16 protein-coding genes and 1 riboswitch are annotated in these 18,391 nt (G+C 63.9%); of the genes, 11 read left to right on the top strand and 5 right to left on the bottom strand.

Annotation, left to right across the window (positions count from 1 at the left end; all coding sequences use genetic code 11):
* Window positions 1-256 precede the first annotated feature (256 nt).
* Together ACYVN4_RS43080 and ACYVN4_RS43075 are read right to left on the bottom strand one after the other, a co-directional pair.
* The gene (locus ACYVN4_RS43080) at window positions 257-1,474 is read right to left on the bottom strand and encodes an NADP-dependent isocitrate dehydrogenase (RefSeq protein ID WP_379353549.1); all 1,218 of its coding nucleotides are present in this window, start codon (window positions 1,472-1,474) and stop codon (window positions 257-259) included.
* Between the two features lie 368 nt (window positions 1,475-1,842).
* Complete coding sequence (locus ACYVN4_RS43075; protein WP_460729710.1) at window positions 1,843-3,339, bottom strand: MFS transporter; 1,497 nt, start codon at window positions 3,337-3,339, stop codon at window positions 1,843-1,845.
* Window positions 3,340-3,478: 139 nt separating this feature from the next.
* Between ACYVN4_RS43075 and ACYVN4_RS43070 the strand changes: the two genes are divergently transcribed.
* The 4 genes from ACYVN4_RS43070 (at window position 3,479) to ACYVN4_RS43055 (ending at window position 7,267) form a co-directional block, all read left to right on the top strand.
* Complete coding sequence (locus ACYVN4_RS43070) at window positions 3,479-4,195, top strand: TetR/AcrR family transcriptional regulator (RefSeq protein ID WP_460729708.1); 717 nt, start codon at window positions 3,479-3,481, stop codon at window positions 4,193-4,195.
* Between the two features lie 11 nt (window positions 4,196-4,206).
* Window positions 4,207-4,319, top strand: a riboswitch (SAM riboswitch).
* 97 nt (window positions 4,320-4,416) lie between these two features.
* Complete coding sequence (locus ACYVN4_RS43065) at window positions 4,417-5,766, top strand: bifunctional o-acetylhomoserine/o-acetylserine sulfhydrylase (protein WP_460729706.1); 1,350 nt, start codon at window positions 4,417-4,419, stop codon at window positions 5,764-5,766.
* Window positions 5,763-6,926, top strand: coding sequence for a homoserine O-acetyltransferase MetX (gene metX / locus ACYVN4_RS43060; RefSeq protein ID WP_460729704.1), 1,164 nt, complete (start codon window positions 5,763-5,765; stop codon window positions 6,924-6,926). Before ACYVN4_RS43065 ends, metX begins: the two co-directional genes overlap by 4 nt.
* Window positions 6,927-7,105: 179 nt before the next feature.
* The gene (locus ACYVN4_RS43055; RefSeq protein WP_379353559.1) at window positions 7,106-7,267 is read left to right on the top strand and encodes a hypothetical protein; all 162 of its coding nucleotides are present in this window, start codon (window positions 7,106-7,108) and stop codon (window positions 7,265-7,267) included.
* 59 nt (window positions 7,268-7,326) lie between these two features.
* On the opposite strand, the gene ACYVN4_RS43050 is transcribed toward ACYVN4_RS43055, so the two are convergent.
* Window positions 7,327-7,572, bottom strand: a complete 246-nt coding sequence (locus ACYVN4_RS43050; protein ID WP_460730055.1) for a DUF3017 domain-containing protein — start codon at window positions 7,570-7,572, stop codon at window positions 7,327-7,329.
* 98 nt (window positions 7,573-7,670) lie between these two features.
* Between ACYVN4_RS43050 and ACYVN4_RS43045 the strand changes: the two genes are divergently transcribed.
* Window positions 7,671-7,892 carry a hypothetical protein gene (locus ACYVN4_RS43045; RefSeq protein WP_460729702.1) on the top strand — a complete coding sequence of 74 codons (222 nt, stop codon included), beginning with the start codon at window positions 7,671-7,673 and terminating at the stop codon, window positions 7,890-7,892.
* A gap of 1 nt (window position 7,893) precedes the next feature.
* Window positions 7,894-8,142 (top strand): hypothetical protein, encoded by a 249-nt coding sequence (locus ACYVN4_RS43040; protein WP_460729700.1) that lies wholly within the window; start codon window positions 7,894-7,896, stop codon window positions 8,140-8,142.
* Here the strand turns inward: ACYVN4_RS43040 and ACYVN4_RS43035 are convergent.
* On the bottom strand, window positions 8,136-8,690 hold the full coding sequence (locus tag ACYVN4_RS43035) for a transposase (RefSeq protein WP_460729698.1): 555 nt from the start codon (window positions 8,688-8,690) through the stop codon (window positions 8,136-8,138). The genes ACYVN4_RS43040 and ACYVN4_RS43035 overlap by 7 nt on opposite strands.
* A 644-nt stretch (window positions 8,691-9,334) precedes the next feature.
* Between ACYVN4_RS43035 and ACYVN4_RS43030 the strand changes: the two genes are divergently transcribed.
* From ACYVN4_RS43030 to ACYVN4_RS43015, 4 genes are all read left to right on the top strand, one after another.
* Window positions 9,335-10,951 carry an acyl-CoA dehydrogenase family protein gene (locus ACYVN4_RS43030; RefSeq protein WP_460729696.1) on the top strand — a complete coding sequence of 539 codons (1,617 nt, stop codon included), beginning with the start codon at window positions 9,335-9,337 and terminating at the stop codon, window positions 10,949-10,951.
* Between the two features lie 28 nt (window positions 10,952-10,979).
* Complete coding sequence (locus tag ACYVN4_RS43025; RefSeq protein ID WP_460729694.1) at window positions 10,980-15,617, top strand: amino acid adenylation domain-containing protein; 4,638 nt, start codon at window positions 10,980-10,982, stop codon at window positions 15,615-15,617.
* A gap of 256 nt (window positions 15,618-15,873) precedes the next feature.
* Entirely contained in the window at window positions 15,874-16,338 is a 465-nt protein-coding gene (locus ACYVN4_RS43020; RefSeq protein ID WP_460729692.1) for a tRNA (cytidine(34)-2'-O)-methyltransferase, read from the top strand.
* Between the two features lie 122 nt (window positions 16,339-16,460).
* Window positions 16,461-17,072 (top strand): Uma2 family endonuclease, encoded by a 612-nt coding sequence (locus ACYVN4_RS43015; protein ID WP_460730053.1) that lies wholly within the window; start codon window positions 16,461-16,463, stop codon window positions 17,070-17,072.
* A 2-nt stretch (window positions 17,073-17,074) separates the two neighbouring features.
* Here ACYVN4_RS43015 and ACYVN4_RS43010 read toward each other — a convergent pair whose 3' ends face one another.
* Entirely contained in the window at window positions 17,075-17,305 is a 231-nt protein-coding gene (locus tag ACYVN4_RS43010; protein ID WP_460729690.1) for a DUF167 domain-containing protein, read from the bottom strand.
* Between the two features lie 97 nt (window positions 17,306-17,402).
* On the opposite strand from ACYVN4_RS43010, the gene ACYVN4_RS43005 reads away from it, so the two are divergent.
* Entirely contained in the window at window positions 17,403-18,389 is a 987-nt protein-coding gene (locus tag ACYVN4_RS43005) for a hypothetical protein (protein WP_460729688.1), read from the top strand.
* Window positions 18,390-18,391 lie beyond the last annotated feature (2 nt).

Below are 18,391 nucleotides of genomic sequence, written 5' to 3'. Positions count from 1 at the left end.
GACCGTTTCATGACCAGACCATGATCACCCGAAAACAGTTCGGGCACCCGCCCACCCACCCGGATTCAGGTGGGGGCAGGTGCCCGTTGTGGCGCGGTGGATGTTCAGGCCGGGACTGTGGTCCCGGCCCCCATCGTCCACCGCTTCGCGCTGTTCACGTTCGTCGGCGCGGAAATCCCAACTCTCGAAACCCTCAGGGGCAAGCCCCTGAAACCCCGAGAGAGGCAGAGCGTTTCGGGGCGAGCCCCGGGCCTTGCTAGCGAATCTCGCGGGCCAGGTTGGCGTCCAGCACGCCGAGGAACTCCTCGGTGGTCAGGTAGCCCTGGTCGCCGCCGACCAGCAGCGCGAGGTCCTTGGTCATCTGGCCGGACTCGACCGTCTTGATGACGACATCCTCGAGCGTCTGGGCGAAGCCGATCACCTCGGGGGTGTTGTCCAGCTTGCCGCGGTGGGCCAGGCCACGCGTCCACGCGAAGATCGAGGCGATCGGGTTCGTGGAGGTGGGCTTGCCCTGCTGGTGCTGACGGTAGTGCCGGGTGACGGTGCCGTGTGCGGCCTCGGCCTCACAGGTGCGGCCGTCCGGGGTCAGCAGCACGGAGGTCATCAGACCCAGCGAGCCGAAGCCCTGCGCCACGGTGTCGGACTGCACGTCGCCGTCGTAGTTCTTGCAGGCCCAGACGTAGCCACCCTCCCACTTGAGCGCGGAGGCGACCATGTCGTCGATGAGACGGTGCTCGTAGGTCAGGCCCGCCGCGGCGAACTCGTCCTTGAACTCGGTCTCGAAGATCTCCTGGAAGGTGTCCTTGAACATGCCGTCGTAGGCCTTCAGGATGGTGTTCTTCGTCGACATGTACACCGGGTAGTTCTGCTGCAGGCCGTAGTTCAGCGAGGCCCGCGCGAAGTCCCGGATGGACTCCTGGAAGTTGTACATGCCCATCACCACGCCGCCGTCTTCCGGCATGCGCACGACCTCGTGCTGGATCGGCTCGGAGCCGTCCTCCGGCGTGAAGGTCAGGGTGACGGTGCCCGCCTGGTGCACCTTGAAATCGGTGGCACGGTACTGGTCACCGAAGGCGTGGCGGCCGATGATGATCGGCTTGGTCCAGCCCGGCACCAGCCGCGGGACGTTCGAGATGATGATCGGCGCGCGGAAGATCGTGCCGCCGAGGATGTTGCGGATGGTGCCGTTGGGCGACCGCCACATCTTCTTGAGATCGAACTCCTCGACGCGAGCCTCGTCAGGGGTGATCGTCGCGCACTTGACGCCGACGCCGTGCTTCTTGATGGCGTTGGCCGCGTCGATCGTGACCTGATCATCGGTCTTGTCGCGGTACTCGATGCCGAGGTCGTAGTACTCGAGGTTCACATCGAGATACGGGACGATCAGCTTGTCCTTGATGAACTGCCAGATAATCCGGGTCATCTCGTCGCCATCGAGTTCGACGACGGTCCCTTCAACCTTGATCTTGGACATGGATCTTCGTGTCCTCCTAGGAAGGTGGTGCTCCCATTGCACGGCCGGTGAGCACCGCTTGTAGCGGACCCCAGCTGTTCAACAGACAACGTATACGCATGGCGCTCGGCACGGGACCTGTGGTGCCAAGTCCACGTACGCTGTGGCGTCAAGCAAGACAAGCGTACTGCTGCTATCGATCTCACCGCGACGGCGGCCCCCGCTGTGCGGGAATTCAGTGCGGTTACCGATAAGTAGCTTTTCGCGTGACTTTCGGCACTTCCCAGCATGCGAAAAGGAAAGGGCCCTGGCAACCCCTCATCCCGCGCAATGCGGAATGGGGGTGCCACGGCCCACGGATATATCTTTTCGCCGGTCAGGCGCTGCGTTCAGACAGCGACAGCAACGGCGTGCTCGTCGCCCTCGAGCAGGTTTTCCGGCTTGTCGCGGATCATGAAGGCCGCGATCGGAATGCAGAGCAGGAAGAACACCGCACCGATCAGGAACGCGACGCTGTAGGAGTGCACCGACGCGCGTTCCATCACATGGTCGATGGTCCCGTTGTTGCGCACGTACCGCTGGGCCACCTGCACCGAGATGGTGGTCAGCAACGCGGTACCGATCGAACCGCCGACCTGCTGCGCGGCATTCAGCAGCGCACTGGCGACACCCGAGTCCTCGGCCTCGACCTGGTGCAGCGCGGTGGTCTGCATGGACACGAACAGGAAGCCCATGCCCAGCGCGATCAGGATCATGGCGGGCAGCAGGGCGACCGCGTAGCTGTCGCCGTACTCCAGCCGCGACAGCCACAGCAGGCCCGCCGCGCCGAACACCGAACCCGTCAGCATCAGCGGACGCGGCCCGATCTTCGGCAGCACCGTCGAGGCGATACCCGCCGACACCACGATCCCGGCCGGGAACGGCAGGAACGCCACACCCGTCTTCAGCGCCGAATAGTGCTGCACGATCTGCAGGTAGAAGCTCAGGTTCAGGAACATGGCGAACATCGCGATCGGCACCAGCAGCGCGATCAGGTACGCGCCGCCGCGGTTGATCTCGGCCGGAATACGCAGCGGCAGCAGCGGATTCGCGGTGCGGCGTTCGATGGCCACGAAGGCCGCCAGCAATGCCACGCCCGCCACGAACAGCGCCAGCGTGGTGGCGGCGGTCCAGCCGTCGGAGGCCGCGCGGCTGAAGCCGTAGACGATGGAGATCAGACCCAGGGTGACGGTGACCGCGCCGGGCAGGTCGTAGCCGCCGGTGCGGGGTGCGGGCACATCCTTGATCACGAAGATGAACGCGCCGACCAGGGCCAGCAGCGCGACCGGGGTGTTCACCAGCAGTGACCAGCGCCAGTCCGCGTACTCGACCAGCGCGCCACCGGCGATCAGGCCGAGCGCCGCACCGGCACCGGACACCGCGGCAAACACGCCGAAGGCGCGAGCGCGTTCCTTGGCCTCGGTGAAGGTCACCGACACCAGCGACAGGGCCGCGGGAGCCAGCAGTGCGCCGAACGCGCCCTGCAACGCACGGCCCGCGAACAGTTCGGCCGAGTTCTGCGCGAGACCGGCTACCGCGGAGGCGGCGGCGAAGCCGACCAGGCCGATCATCAGGATCCGGCGGCGGCCGAGGTAGTCGGCGAGGCGGCCGCCGAGCAGCAGCAGACCACCGAAAATCAGAGTGTAAGCGGTGAAGATCCACTGCTTGTCGCCGTCGCTGATGTGCAGATCCTGCTGCGCGAACGGCATGGCGATGGTGACGATCGTGGCGTCCAGAACCACCATGAGCTGTGCCATGGCGATCACCGCCAGCGCCCACCAGCGCCTGGAATCTTTTGCGGGACTTGCTATTTCGTCGGACTCGAGAGCATCCGTGGCTACGGTCATGAGCCTCTCCTCTAGGGGGTGCGAAGGCAGCTGTCACCATAGTGGCCCCCACCGACAATTGGCGTCAAGGGAAAAATGTCGCAGTGCGACAGTTGTCATATCGGGACAAGAAGAGCCCGGAATCCACTAACATGGGGTCATGTCGGAGTTGTCGAGCCACATCGGTGTGGTCATGCGCCATCGCCCCGGCCTGCGCGAACGCAAGAAGCAGCAGACCCGGGATCGGATCATCGACGTTGCCCTGCGCCTGTGCGACGAACAGGGCTTCGATGCCACCACCGTCGAACAGATCGCGGACGCGGCCGATGTCTCACCGCGCACCGTGAACCGGTACTTCGACAGCAAAGAGGCGATCGTCATCGCCCCCATCGAAGGCTTCGGTTACGCCCTCGCCGACGCGCTGCGCGTGCAGCCCGTCACCGGCGACGAGATGCAGGCGCTGCTCGATGCTTTCCTGGCGGTCGTGGACCAGATCATCGAATCCGATGCGCCGGTGCCCTTCCGGTGGTTCCAGCAAATGCAGCGCATCACGCGCGACAGCGTCGCCGTGCGCGCGCTCAGCATGGAATCGGCCGACACCAAGACCCGTGCCATGACCGAAGTCCTCGCCCAGCGCCTCGGGCTGCCCGAGGAGCACCTCACCGTGCGGCTCATCGCCGGCACCTGGCACAGCATCGTCCGGGTGGGCATGGAGTGCGAATTCGAGGCCGAATCCGACTTCGCGGGCTGCACAGCCCCCGCCACGGCCCGCCTGCTCGCCGACAATGTGCTGGCCGCCTTCCACGAATTCCGGCGTGTCTGTTGCGGATCCACTGTGGCGAGCCCCACTTCCGAGACTGCCGCCTCCGCCCGCTAGAATCTCGCAAAGGTCCAGAGCATCAGCGTTAAGGCCCCGGCTTGCTGATCGGCAACCCTCCAGCTGCGGTGGGGTGCTTCCGGGTGCAGACCGGGCGTTCGAAGGCCGAACGCAAGCGCAATCAGGAGGTCTACCGAAATGTGTTGTTGTCGAAGCCCATTCGCTTCTAGATAACGTCAAACTTCCCGCCATTCGGCGACCTTGTTTTTGGAGCAGAACACATGAGTGACTCGACCGCGCCCGCGGCCGTCGTGGCTGACGGCACCCTGGATCCGGCCAACTGGTCCTTCGAGACCAAGCAGATTCACGCCGGACAGAGCCCCGATCCGGCCACCGGAGCCCGCGCACTGCCCATCTACCAGACCACTTCCTACGCCTTCCGCGACACCGATCACGCCGCCGCGCTGTTCGGTCTCGCCGAGCCGGGCAACATCTACACCCGCATCATGAACCCCACCCAGGACGCGGTGGAGCAGCGAGTCGCCGCCCTCGAGGGTGGCGTGGCGGCCTTGCTGCTGGCCTCCGGGCAGGCTGCGGAGACCTACGCAATCCTGAATCTGGCCGAGGCGGGCGACCACATCGTGGCCAGCCCGCACCTCTACGGCGGCACCTACAACCTGCTGCACTACTCGCTGCCCAAGCTGGGCATCGAGGTCAGCTTCGTCACCGATCCCGACGATCTGGACCAGTGGCGCGCGGCCGTTCGCCCGAACACCAAGGCGTTCTACGGTGAGACCGTTGCCAATCCGAGCAGCTCGGTCTTCGACATTCCGGGTATCGCCGAGGTCGCGCACGCCGCGGGCGTGCCGCTCATCGTGGACAACACCGTCGCCACGCCGTACCTGATCCAGCCGCTGCAGCTGGGCGCGGACATCGTCGTGCACTCGGCCACCAAGTACCTGGGTGGGCACGGTTCCGCGGTCGCGGGTGTGATCGTCGACGGCGGCACCTTCGACTGGACGGTGCAGAACGAGACGGGCGAGTCCCGTTTCCCCGGCTTCACCACCCCCGACCCGAGCTACAACGGCGTGGTGTTCGCCGATCTGGGCGCGCCCGCGTTCGCGCTCAAGGCGCGCGTGCAGTTGCTGCGTGATCTGGGCGCGGCGGTTTCGCCGTTCAATGCCTTCCTCATCGCGCAGGGCATCGAGACGCTGAGCCTTCGTGTGGAGCGGCACGTGACCAATGCGCAGGCGGTCGCGGAGTTCCTCGAGGCCCAGTCCAGCGTCGAGAAGGTGTACTACGCAGGGCTTCCCAGCTCGCCGTGGCATGAGCGTGGCAAACAGCTGGCACCCAAGGGTGTGGGCGCCATCGTGTCCTTCGAGCTGGCCGGCGGCATCGACGCCGGCAAGAAGTTCGTGGAGGCGCTGGTGCTGCACAGCCATGTCGCTAACATCGGGGATGTGCGCTCGCTCGTCATCCACCCGGCTTCCACCACGCATTCCCAGCTGACGCCCGCCGAACAGCTGGCGTCCGGCGTCACGCCTGGTCTGGTGCGGTTGGCCGTGGGTATCGAGGGCATCGACGACATCCTGGCGGATCTGCGGGCCGGACTGACGGCGGCGGCAAGTTGACCGTGAACATCGAATCGAGCACCTCCCGTCCGGCGGCGGAGCTTTTGCTCCCGCCGCCGGACGGGACGCTCGGAACCATCGCCATCGGGGATGTGGAGCTGGAGAACGGCGCCGTCATCCCCGATGTGACGCTGGCCGTGCAGCGGTGGGGCGAACTCTCGGCGAACGCGGACAACGTGGTGCTCATCGAGCACGCGCTGACCGGCGACTCGCACGTGGTGGGCCCCGCCGATGTGCACCACAGCCAGCCCGGCTGGTGGGACGGCATCATCGGGCCCGGTGCCGCGGTGGACACCCGCGAATGGTGTGTCATCGCCACCAACGTGCTCGGCGGCTGTAAGGGCAGCACCGGCCCGGCCTCCCTGGCCCCGGACGGAAAGCCTTGGGGCGCAAGGTTTCCCGAGATCTCCATCCGGGATCAGGTGACCGCGGAGCGCAAACTGTTCGACCTGCTCGGCATCGACCGCCTGGCCGCCGCGATCGGCGGTTCCATGGGCGGTATGCGGGTGCTCGAGTGGATGATCGGCAGCCCCGAACGCATCGGCGCGGCCCTGGTGCTGGCGGTCGGCGCGCGCGCCACCGCCGACCAGATCGGTACCCAGACCACCCAGGTCGCCGCGATCACGGCCGATCCGGACTGGCAGGGCGGCAACTACCACGGCACCGGGCGCGCGCCCATGACCGGCATGGGCATCGCCCGGCGCATCGCGCACCTGACCTACCGCACCGAGTCCGAGCTCGACCACCGTTTCGAGAATCATGCCCAGGGGGACGAGAACCCTTGGGCGGGTGGGCGTTACGCGGTGCAGAGCTACCTGGAGTACCAGGCCGACAAGCTCATCTCGCGCTTCGACCCGGCCACCTACGTGCTGCTCACCGAGGCCATGAACCGCTACGACGTGGGCCGCGGGCGCGGCGGCGTCGCGGCGGCGCTGGCGGCCACGCCGGTGCCGTGTGTGATCGGCGGGGTGGACTCGGATCGGCTCTACCCGTTGCGCACCCAGCAGGAGCTGGCCGATCTGCTGCCCGGTTCCAAGGGGCTGGAGGTCATCCACTCGCGGGACGGCCACGACGGCTTCCTGACCGAGTTCGACGCGGTGAGCAAGCTGGTGCTCGAGACCATGGATCTGGCGCGCGCCCAGCGGGTGTCGCACCGCTGAATAAGCGCTGCCCGACCGCTGTCTCTACGCTGCCTCAGCGGGCGGCGCGTTACCTCACGTATCGTGGCTGTTTCGCGTGAATTGTCCTGACGCGCTTCCGGTTTCGTCGACATGACACCTCCGTAACCGGTGGCCCCGAATACGTGTGCGCGGGGCCTTCCGGTCGTAATCTGTCAGACATGACCGCCGCATTCGATGACATGGATCTCCGCGATCTCGTCGATCTGCTCTCCGAGGACGAGCAGCGTGAACTCCGCCCGGCCATACTCCGCGTCCTGCACAGACTTCCCGACCAGGAAGTACTACGCCGAGAACTCGGCCGCCGCATCACCACCGTCTAGCAAATCCCCGATCGCCTTTTCAGCGCCGCGACTCCGGTCGCGGCCCCGACCTCGGCCGCTTAAGTGACACCGAGGCTGCTGATGGTCGCGGCCAGCGCGATGATCGCGCCGCCCAGCACCGTCAGCCACCCGACATCGAAACCCTTGCTGCGCACCGCGAGCAGGCCCACCCGCTCGGTCGGCAATGCCATCCGCAGCGCCGCCGCGAGCAGCGTCGCCCCGCCGAAGATGTAGGTCCCGCGCCGCCAGCGATCCCAGGCCAGGAACACGATGGCCACCACCAGCACCGCTCCCACCAGCATCATGGGCAGATTCTCACGCAGGAACTCCCCCGCACGGCTGCTGCGACTCTCGGGTGCGGCATGGGCTGGACTCACCGCACGAGCTTATCCGGCGCTCTGAGATGCTGGAGCCCGTGTTCCATCTCGTGTTCTTCGAACCCCGCATCTTTCGACACACGACGACGACGATCGGTGCCCGCCCGGACACAGATGATCACCCCGACCTTATGACCACCCGGGTGATTCACGGCGAACCTTCCCGCCGGCAAGCGGGGTTTGCCGGGCCCGGAATCGCGCTGTCCGGACTGATCACGGCGGAGCCCACCTCCGTCGTCGGCTTCTGACTTGCTCGACGAAGGCACGTATCTGTGCTCGACCTCGACGACGCACCGGCTGCTGCACGACCACGGCGAGGTACGCGGCGAACCCGGGCCGGTTCCGATGGTCTTCCACCCCATCCAGGCTGCCGAGCACGGCCTGGATCAACGAACCGGCGAAGGAGAACATCAACACCGAATTCGCGGCATGACCGTCTCACCGGGTTTGACAGATTCCGAGGTGGTCCGCGATCCGACGTTTGTCTGGCGTTACTGAACCTCAATTCGTGAAGTCGTCATGATCGGTTGGCGGGGTCGAGGCCGGTCGCGGCCAAGCAGCCGTCGATTAGGTGGGGACGGTGCTGGATGCGTTTGAGGCCGGTGCGGAGGGCGGCGATGAGGTGCTCGGTCGGTGAAAGCGGTGTTGGCCATGGGCCGCCGCAGCAGTGACCAGACCACCTCGACCAGGTTGAGATCCGCGGCGTAAGCGGGCAACTGGTAGACCGTGAGCCAGTCGTGGTCGGCAACGAACTGCCGCGTTGGCGGCATGGTGTGGGTGCCCAGGTTGTCCCAGACCACCACCAGCAGCGCGCCGAGTTGATGGTGGGCGCAGATGAGCAGGTCGCGGTAGTCGGTCCAGGCGAAACTCTTTCTCCGGTTACGGTTTTCGCTGTCGCGGCGGGGCCGGTAGATCAGCCTCGACCGGTGGCCGGGCCGGTAACAGGCCAGCGCGGCGATCGAGATCCGGCGTCGGGAACGGCCCCGCACGGTCACGACCGGGGTATGTCCGCGCGGTGCCCAGGTGCGGGCGGTCGGCGGCGTCATCGAGAACCCAGCTTCGTCTTCGAAGACAAGCCATCCGCCCGACGCCGCCGCACTCGTTTACCTGCGGCCACTGCTCTTTCACCCAGACCGCCACCGCGCCGCCTCCAACCGCAACCGCTCCCGCGCCTGCCGACCCCGCTCCGTCAACCCGCCTCCCTGGGCATACCTCACCCGACAGGTCTACCTCGAAAGCCCGCCAGCACGGTCATGCCCCCACGACATCACCCATTAAGGCTCAGTAGGTGTCCGGCTACCTGGTTTTGCCAATCCGCCCAACTCGGTAAAGCAAGCACGCCGGAAGAGGCATCGGCCAACTCCAATGGGATTGATCGCGGTCTCCGCGCGGGTGCGGTCTGTGGTTTCTCGAGAGCGAATCCCGTCGGCTGGCGGTACGGTGTCATACCCGTCGTTCGCCGCGCACATAGCAATCCACTGGCTATTCCAGGGGTAGGTCCACCGGAGCGACACTCCGCAGGGCGGATCCCGGGAGTAACGGCACGCTTTCAGTGTTGGACGCATGTGTAGTAGCGTCCGTGTTGCTGAATTGAAGGTAAGGGCGAAGGGGAACTATGTCTTACGATGCTACGCCGCCGACGTTGGGGGGTACATCGCTAACCGTGCCGTCCGGTCAGACCGTCGACAGTGTGACGGACTGGTTCACAGAACTTGGTGCGGATGCGCTGTTGAAGTCTGAAATTCAGCGCCAATATCCGGTGAACTTTCTGGACTTCCTCGGGCAAAGCCGCCTCTTGGTCGATAGCCTGGTGCCTACGCAGCTCAGTAATAATCCGAGCGGCTGGCATCCGTACTCGATTGCCGCCCTAAGCGAGCACCTCGCCTTCTGCAGCTTCACACATTGGCTGATGTGGCACGTGACCAATCTCTCGGTGCTTCCTGTATGGATGTCGGACAACGAGCATGTCCGTCGAGCCTATGTGGATGAATTGAGTCAGGGTATCGTTGGATCTTTCGGAATGTCGGAGAGAACAGCTGGTGCCGACTGGCGGGCAACCGCTATGAGGGTGCTCGAAGATTCCACGGGGTACGTAGCCAGCGGTCGAAAAGACTACACCGGCAATGCGAACGTTTCGACGATAATCACGACATTTGCGCGTAAGGATTCTGGAGGCGACCGCGATTATCTCCTCTTTCGAGCGAGCTCAAGGAATCCCGGTTTCACCCTGCTGGGCAATTCGGTTGCGGAGCAGATGTACGTCGCCGAGTTCGAACTGGATTCATATAAAGTCTCGGAAAATGATGTAATTTCTCGTGGCCCTCAGGCATTCGCGGATGCAGTCAATACGATCAATATCGGCAAGTTCAACCTGGCAACTGCTGCCGTAGGATTAGCGTCTCGCGCACTGATTGAGACCTACCGTCACACTTGCAGCCGTCAGATTTTTGGTCGCAAGGTAAGTGAATTCGGGCAGAATTCCATGGCTATGGAACGCGCGGCGATCCGGCTCGTCGCCATGAAGGCATACACTGCTCGATGTGTCGATCACATGACCTCGGCTAATTCTGACGACAATCGATACGTCGTCCTGAACTCTATCGCCAAAGTTAAGGTGACGGAGGATGCAACGGCTGTCGTGCATTCGCTCTCGGATGTTATCTCAGCAAAGGCCTTTGAAGCCGATTCGGTCTTTCGCGTTATCCAGAAGTTCGTTGAGTACCTTCCACGATTGGAGGGCACGAAGTACGTGAACCTAATGCAGTCGATTCGTGCGGCCAAGGGCTTTTTCAACCCGTCGACCCCTGAATTCAGATCTCCGCGGCGGACCTTGCATGCCGGTGAGTCTCCGGCATACCTGTTGACGCGACGGACCCTCGGCGGTATCGAAGGTGTCTCGTTCGCACCTTGGTCCGAGGCGCTTGGCAAGATTGATCACCTTCCTTCTGCGAAGTCCTTTGGTCACCTCCTCGAGCAGTTGAAGCCTCATTTCGACGTCGATATTGACCAAAAGGACCAGCGTAAGGTTCTTGCTCTTGGCGAACTGTTTGCACACGCAGTCTACGGTTCAATTATCGCCGAATATGCGGCGATCGAATCAGATGACGAGATCTGGAGCGCGGTATTTAGCATTCTGCTTGAAGATTTCGTCGCAATCATCGTCAGATCAACGAATGAACTGCCTGATCTTCAGGAAATTGCCGAGACGGCCATGCGGTCCGTATACGAGTCGCGCTCGGATTGGCCTATCGAACGTCTTCAGAATTATCTTGAAGGCAGCCTGAAGTCTTGCAATCTCATTTCGTGAGTACCAATCTGGATGGTGGAATCGCATTATGGCGGAGATGACCGGGAACCGATTCCCTCTTACTTCTGCACAGAAGTACATTTGGCTACTTCGAGAAATCAATCCGGATAGTCCGGTCCTCGTCCTCTCTACAGTTCTCCACATTCCAGGTTTCATAGACTTCGAGATCTTCCGCAAAGCTGTTGAGCTTCTCCTCCAAGAGGTTGATGCCCTTCGGAGTAGAGTGTACGTCGAGGACGGAGAAGTCTTCCAAGCCGTCACCGACAAGCAGCCCACAGTCGTATCGTTCTTTGATCTTTCCCTGGAGGTCGACCCGGAGAAATCGGCCGAGCAGCACATTCAGGAGGAGCTGAAAAAGGTCGTCAACCCCGATGATGCCCCTTTTGTCATTCAATTGATCAAGCTGTCGGAGAATGGCTACCTGTCGTTGCAGCGATTCCATCATCTGATGATAGACGGCTGGAGTGAAGGTCTTATATTCCAGAGGCAAGCTGAGATCTATACGCGCCTGCTCTCGGGTGAAGAGGTGGGGCTGACTCCATTTGGCCCCCTTAGCGTTCTGATCGAGTCCGAAGAGGAATACCGATCATCGGGCGAGTTCGAGAAAGACTCCGAATTCTGGCGCTCATGCCTGACGGGCGATCATGACCCGGCGGCCTTGTCCACCAAGCCGGATATCTTTCCGAGTCAGCTGTGGCGCTGCACTAAGGACCTTGATTCCGTGGTCTCAGCTGGACTGGAGCAGCTGAGCAGGGATGTCGGAGCTAGGACCTCTTCGATCGCGGTCGGTTCTGTCGCCATTTATCTGCATTCCATGACCGGTGCCCGAAAGTTGACACTTGGCCTGGCGGTTGGCGCTCGGCGATCTGCTGAAACCAGAATGGTTCCGGGCATGATGGCGAATGTCGTGCCTCTGCAGCTCGAACTTTCGCCAGACGATACCCTAAAAGAATATATTGAACGTATCTCCACTGCGGTTGCCGGTGCGCTTCGCCATCAGCGGTACCAAGGTGTTGATATAAAAAAGGATCAAGCACAGGTAGCCAATGGAGTTATCGAGTTCGGCGCGATTGTCAACATCTCCAATTTTGAATTCGACATCTGCTTCGACTCGACCGTCGCTGCTGTCGACTATTCATGCACCGGGCCCGCTGAAGATATTTCATTTCAATTTATTTCCAAATCTGGCGACTGGCGTGTTGAGGTAGTTGCGAACTCGAACCGCTATCAAAAGATGGAAGTCGACAGCCATATCCGTCGGTTTTCCGAATTGATTGGAGCCCTGGCACAATCGGCACCCGAGACTCGTGTGTCGAGCCTGGGGGTGCTCTCGGCGCAGGAACGGCAGCAGTTGGCGGTCTGGAACGACACCGCTGTCGAGGTTCCGACCGCGACTCTGCCCGAACTGTTCACCGCGCAGGCCGAGGCGACTCCCGACGCGACCGCGGTCGTATTCGGCGAGGCCGGCCGTACCTACCGTGAACTCGACATCCGCGCCAACCAGATCGCCCACTGGCTCACCGAGCAGGGGGTGGGACCCGAGCAGTTCGTCGCGGTGTGCATGCCCCGCTCGATAGAGCTGATCGCCACCATGCTGGGCATCAGCAAAGCCGGCGCGGCGTGGTTGCCGATCGACCCGAATTATCCGGCCGACCGCATCGCCTACATGCTCGACGATGCCCGACCGGTCCTGGTCGTGACGAATACCCACACGGAGGCGAAGCTGCCGGCGTCGGCGACTATCGCAAATATCGAGGAACAGACATTCGGCGTACGCGTGCCCACAGCGGACGCCAGGAAGATGCCGAACAAGCCGTCGCTTGATAGCCCGGCTTATGTTATCTACACCTCCGGTTCCACTGGGGCCCCCAAGGGCGTCGTGGTCACCCATGCAGGTTTCGGCAGCCTGATGACGGCGCACCGTGTGCACCTGGGGGTCGGCAGGACAAGTCGTGTCTTGCAATTTGCATCGGTTAGTTTCGACGCTTCTGTGTGGGAGCTGTGCCAGGCGCTGCTATCCGGCGGTTGTTTGGTGCTCGAGTCCGCGGATCAGATTGCCGCGGGCGCCGACTTGTTGAGAGCGGTCCGAAAGCATTCGGTGACGCATATAACATTGCCTCCGGCGGTAATGACTGTCGTTGAACAAGCGGGCGGGCTACCTCCGGGCGTGACTCTGGTTACCGCTGGTGAGGCTTTGGACGCAGCGTTGGTTGCGAGGTCATCCAATGGACGTCGCATGATCAACGCTTACGGCCCCACAGAAGCCACTGTATGTGTGTCGATGAGCGCTCCTCTATATGCGGAGGAGCGGACTGTTCCGCCGATCGGTGCGCCGATCGCGAACATGCGGACGCTGGTGCTTGATGCGTGGTTGCGTCCCGTACCCACCGGCGTGGTGGGTGAGTTGTATGTGGCCGGTGTCGGTTTGGCGCGGGGTTATCTGGGTCGGCCGGGTTTGACCGCGGTCCGGTTCGTGGCCGATCCGTTCGCTGTCGAGCCCGGTGAGCGCATGTACCGCACTGGTGATCTGGTGCGTTGGAACACCGACGGCCAGCTGGTGTTCGTCGGTCGTGCCGATGATCAGGTGAAGGTGCGTGGCTTCAGAATCGAGCTCGGTGAGGTTGAGGCCGCGCTGGCGGCGTGCCCGGGTGTCGGGCAGGCCGTGGTCGTGGCCCATGACAGCCAGACCGGCAAACGGCTGGTCGGGTATGTGACCGCTGCCGACAACGCCACCGGTTTCGAGACCGCTGCGGTGCGTGAGTTCGTGGCCGCGCGACTGCCGGAGTACATGGTGCCCGCGACGGTGATGGTGCTCGAGGCGTTGCCGTTGAACCCCAACGGCAAGGTCGACCGTAAGGCGCTGCCCGAACCGGTATTCACCGGTGGGGAGTACCGTGCCCCGCGTACTCCGCAGGAAGAACTGTTGTGCGGGATGTTCTCCACTGTTCTGGGTGTGGAACGTGTCGGTATCGACGACTCGTTCTTCGACCTGGGTGGCGACTCGATCGTCGCGATCCAGCTGGTGTCGCGGGCGCGGGTGGCCGGGCTGGTGTTCGGTGTTCGTGATGTGTTCGCCCACCGCAGCGTTGCAGAACTGGTGGCAGTGGCCACCGAAACCAACACCGAGATCCCGGTCGAGGTCCCCGGCGCGGGGATCGGTGAGCTGTCGGCCACCCCGGTCATGCAGGCCGTCGCTGCGCGGGGTGGCCGGCTGGACGGGTTCTTCCAGTCGATGGGCACACCGCTGCCGTTCGGCGCTGGGCACGATCATGTGCTGGCCGCGGTGCAGGCGCTGCTGGATCATCACGACGCGTTGCGCCTACAGCTGTCGTGGCCCCTGCAGCCCGGCGCCGCGCAGGAACTGCGTGTGTTGCCGGTCGGTGCGGTGGTTGCCGACCAGGTGCTGTGCCGTGTCGATGTGACCGGTGTGGCCGATTCGGAGCTGGGTGCCCTCGTTGCCGCGCAGACCCGTGCCGCGCAGGCGCGACTGGCACCGGAAATCGCGGTGATGGTGCAGGCGGTGTGGTTCGACGCGGGCGCCTCGAAGCCGGGCGCGTTGCTGCTGGTGATCAATCATTGGGTTGTCGATGGTGTGTCGTGGCGGATCCTGATTCCCGACACGATGGCTGCGGTCACCGCGGCCATGGCCGGGCAGCCGCCGTTGCTGGCGCCGGTGCCGACTTCCTTGCGTCGCTGGACTCAGCGACTGGTCGAACACGCTGCTACGCGGGAAACCGAATTGGTTCTGTGGCAGCGGATCCGCGCTACCGCCGATCCGTTGCTCGGTATCCGCGCGTTGGATCCGGCGCAGGACACCACCGCTACCTCCGCGGCGTTGGTGTTGCGGTTGCCCACCGAGGTGACTGCTTCGTTGTTGGCTGCTGTTCCGGCAGCATTCCAGAGTGAGATCAACGATGTGCTGCTGGCGGCGCTGGCACGTGCTGTCCGCCGGTGGCGCGGCACCGACGATGCGGTGCTGGTCGATCTGGAAGGCCACGGCCGCGAGGAATTCGCGGTCGATCTGGACCTCTCACGCACCGTGGGCTGGTTTACCTCCCTGTACCCGGTATGTCTGGACCCCGGCACCGGTGATGCCGTGTCCGCGGTCAAACGTGTCAAGGAACAACTGCGGGCTATTCCCGACAAGGGACTGGGCTACGGACTGCTGCGTTATCTGAACCCGCACACCGCCACACAGTTGACCGGGCCGAGCCCGCAGATCGGGTTCAACTACCTTGGCCGCTTCCGCACCGACAACACCCACCACACCGACGGCACTGATGGCGATATCGGCACACAGTCCAACGTCTGGCAGGTCCTGACCGGGCTGGCTGCCGGCGCGGACACCGATATGCCCTTGGCTCACGTGGTCGAGGTCAACGCCGCCGTCGACGACAACGGTGATGGCCCGGTGCTGTCGGCGGTGTGGTCGTGGGCGCAGAATCTGCTCGACCAGACCCATGTACGGCAGCTGGCACAGGCCTGGTTCGAAGAACTGACCGAGCTGGTGACAGTCGTGGCTGCGGGCAGCGGTGGCCACACGGTCTCGGATTTCGCGCTGGTGTCTTTGACCCGGCCCGAGATCGAAACGCTCGAAACCGAACTTCACACCACCGGTGAAGTGGTGGATGTGCGCCCACCTGATACGGCAACGGCACTCTATTGAGTGCGTGCTAGTTGTGTTGTGTGGTGTTGGATCGGATCCTGTTCCAATTTCACGCCGCGGTCGGTGCCCTGGAACGGCGATGTTCCGGGGGCCACCCAAACCTAACCCCGCCGAGAGCGGCCGGGACCGAGCCGCCGCCCGCAACATGGGCACTTCGATGCGGACTACTCCCCCGTACGGCTGCTGCGACTCTCGGGTGCGGCATGGGCTGGACTCACCGCACGAGCTTATCCGGCGCTCTGAGATGCTGGAGCCCGTGTTCCATCTCGTGTTCTTCGAACCCCGCATCCCGCCCAATACCGGCAATGCCATTCGGCTGGCCGCCGGTACCGGCTGCGCGCTGCACCTGATCGAACCGCTGGGCTTCGACCTATCCGAGCCGAAGCTACGCCGGGCCGGGTTGGACTACCACGACCTGGCCGTTGTCACCGTGCACCAGAGTCTCGCGGCCGCCTGGGAAGTCATCGCGCCCGAGCGGGTCTTCGCCTTCACCGCGACGGCCACCACCCACAACACCGACATCGCCTATCGCGACGGCGATGTCCTACTCTTCGGCCCCGAGCCCACCGGCCTACCCGAAGAAGTCCTCGCCGACCCCCACGTCACCGAGCAACTCCGCATCCCCATGCTCCCTGGCCGCCGATCCATGAACCTGTCCAACGCCGCCGCCGTCGCCGTATACGAGGCGTGGCGGCAGATGGGTTTCCCGGGCGCGGTCTAGTGACAGGGGATAATCGGGACGAATCCGTCCTCGTTCCGCGAACTCCGGAGGCTCCGGGCATGGCGAAATACCCTGATGACGTGTCGATTCCACACGTCGAGCGAGCCGATATCCCCGATCACATGACATGGGAAGAGCTCGAACAGCTCCCGGAGGAGATCGCGAATCGGATCGAACTCTGGCGAGGGCGGGTCGTCTGGGTGCGCCATGCCCCCGGCGAGCATCAGATTTTCACTCGCCGCCTGACCAACAGCCTCGAACTGTGGGCGCGCAAAGACATGTCGTCTCACCCGGAGCACTGCTGGATCACCAACTCGGAGACGAATATCTTCTTCGGAACGAGCGGTAAGTCCGACTTCGTGACCCCGGACTTTCTGGTTCACCGTTGTCTGGGGGCGGCCTGGCAGGATGTCCGCGCCGCCGATGTCCTGCTCGCCGGCGAGGTCCTGTCACCGTCCAACACGCCATCCGAGATCGTGGCCAAGAAGTCCCGCTATGCGGAAGCTGGAATCCCCTGGTATTGGGAGGTGGAACCGACTCGAGAGACAAGCACGGTCGTGACCATTCGCGCGTATGTGCTGGAGACCGGGCACGGGGAGTTGCCGGTAGGTGTTCATCCGCTACATCCGGTGAACTACATCCTCGCTGGTGAATGGATCCGTGCCGACGCCAACGATATCGAGATCGATCACCCGTTTCCGATTCGTATCCCGTGGACCGAGCTCGAATACTGACATCAGTCGTCGATTTCGAAGCGTTTGAAGCGGGAGGTCGCGCCGGCGGTGAGGCGGACCGCGGACTTGGGGACGCCGTAGTGGGTGGCGAGTAGTTCGATGGCGGCCTTGTTGGCCTTGCCTTCCACCGCCGGGGCGCGCACGTACAGCTGTAGCGCCCCGTCGTCGAGAATCTCGACCAGCGGTCCCTTCTTACTGCCGGGCTTGATGGTCGCCCGGACCACTGTGGGCATGCGCACTCCTCTCCGGATAAGCGATCGTGACGAACAGACCGTAGTGTCGCGTATGCCGTGGCGGCAGGGAGGTCGCCCAGACAAAGGAATGTTCAACATGGTCAAGCGTTTACTCATGCTGCTGTCAGCCGTGGTGGGGGTGATCCTGCTGGCGACGGGGACGGCTGCGGCCGGGCCGGTCACCGTGCACGATGATTCCAAGGTGCTGGATGTCACCAAGGTGACCAATGCCGCCATGCAACTCTCGGATCCGGTGCAGATCTTCACCACCGAGAAGTTCTCCGATGATCACGGCAAGTTCGATCAGGAAGCCCAGAGCCACGTCACGGGTACCTCCGACGTGGTGCTGGCGATCAATACCAAGTCGAAGTTCCTGAGCATCCGGACCGGTGCGAATTCGCACATCAAGGACACCTCGTCCGCCGGCGCGGCCTTCAAGAGCGCCTTCGGCAACAACGACTACACGGACGCGACCATCGCGGCCCTGGGCGCGCTGAAGTCGTCCACCGGCGCGGGCGCGCCCACCGGCGCCAAGGCCGGTAACCCGGCGCCCGCACCGGTCGCCAAGCCCGCCTCCAAGAGCAGCGGCTTCGGCTGGCTGGGCCTGCTGTGCCCGGTCATCGTCATCGGCGGCATCATCGCGGCCGTGGTGGCGTTCATGCGGCGTCGCCGCAACCCGCCGCCGCCCCCGATGGGTGGCCCCGGCGGCGGTTTCGGCGGCGGCTACGCGCCCGGCGGTCCGGGCTACGGCGGACCCGGTTACGGCGCTCCGGGTTACGGCCCGCCGCCCGGTCGCCCGGGCATGAGTCCCGGTGCCGCAGCAGGTTTGGGCGCGGTCGGCGGTGCCGTCGGCGGCGGCCTGCTCGGCTACGAACTCGGCCGCATGGAAGGCGAACACGAAGAGCGCGGCCGCGATAACTACGGCCCGCCCCCGGAATCCGGTGGCGGCGGCTACGACCCCGGCAACCAGCAGTGGGGCGGCGGAGGCGGCGACTACGACTTCGGCGGTGGCGGCGGCGATTTCGGTGGCGGCGGCGGTGACTTCGGCGGCGGCGACTCCGGCGGTGGCGGCGGCGACTTCTGACC

It is taken from the genome of Nocardia heshunensis (assembly GCF_054782115.1).
This window is presented reverse-complemented; position numbering and strand designations above follow the sequence as displayed.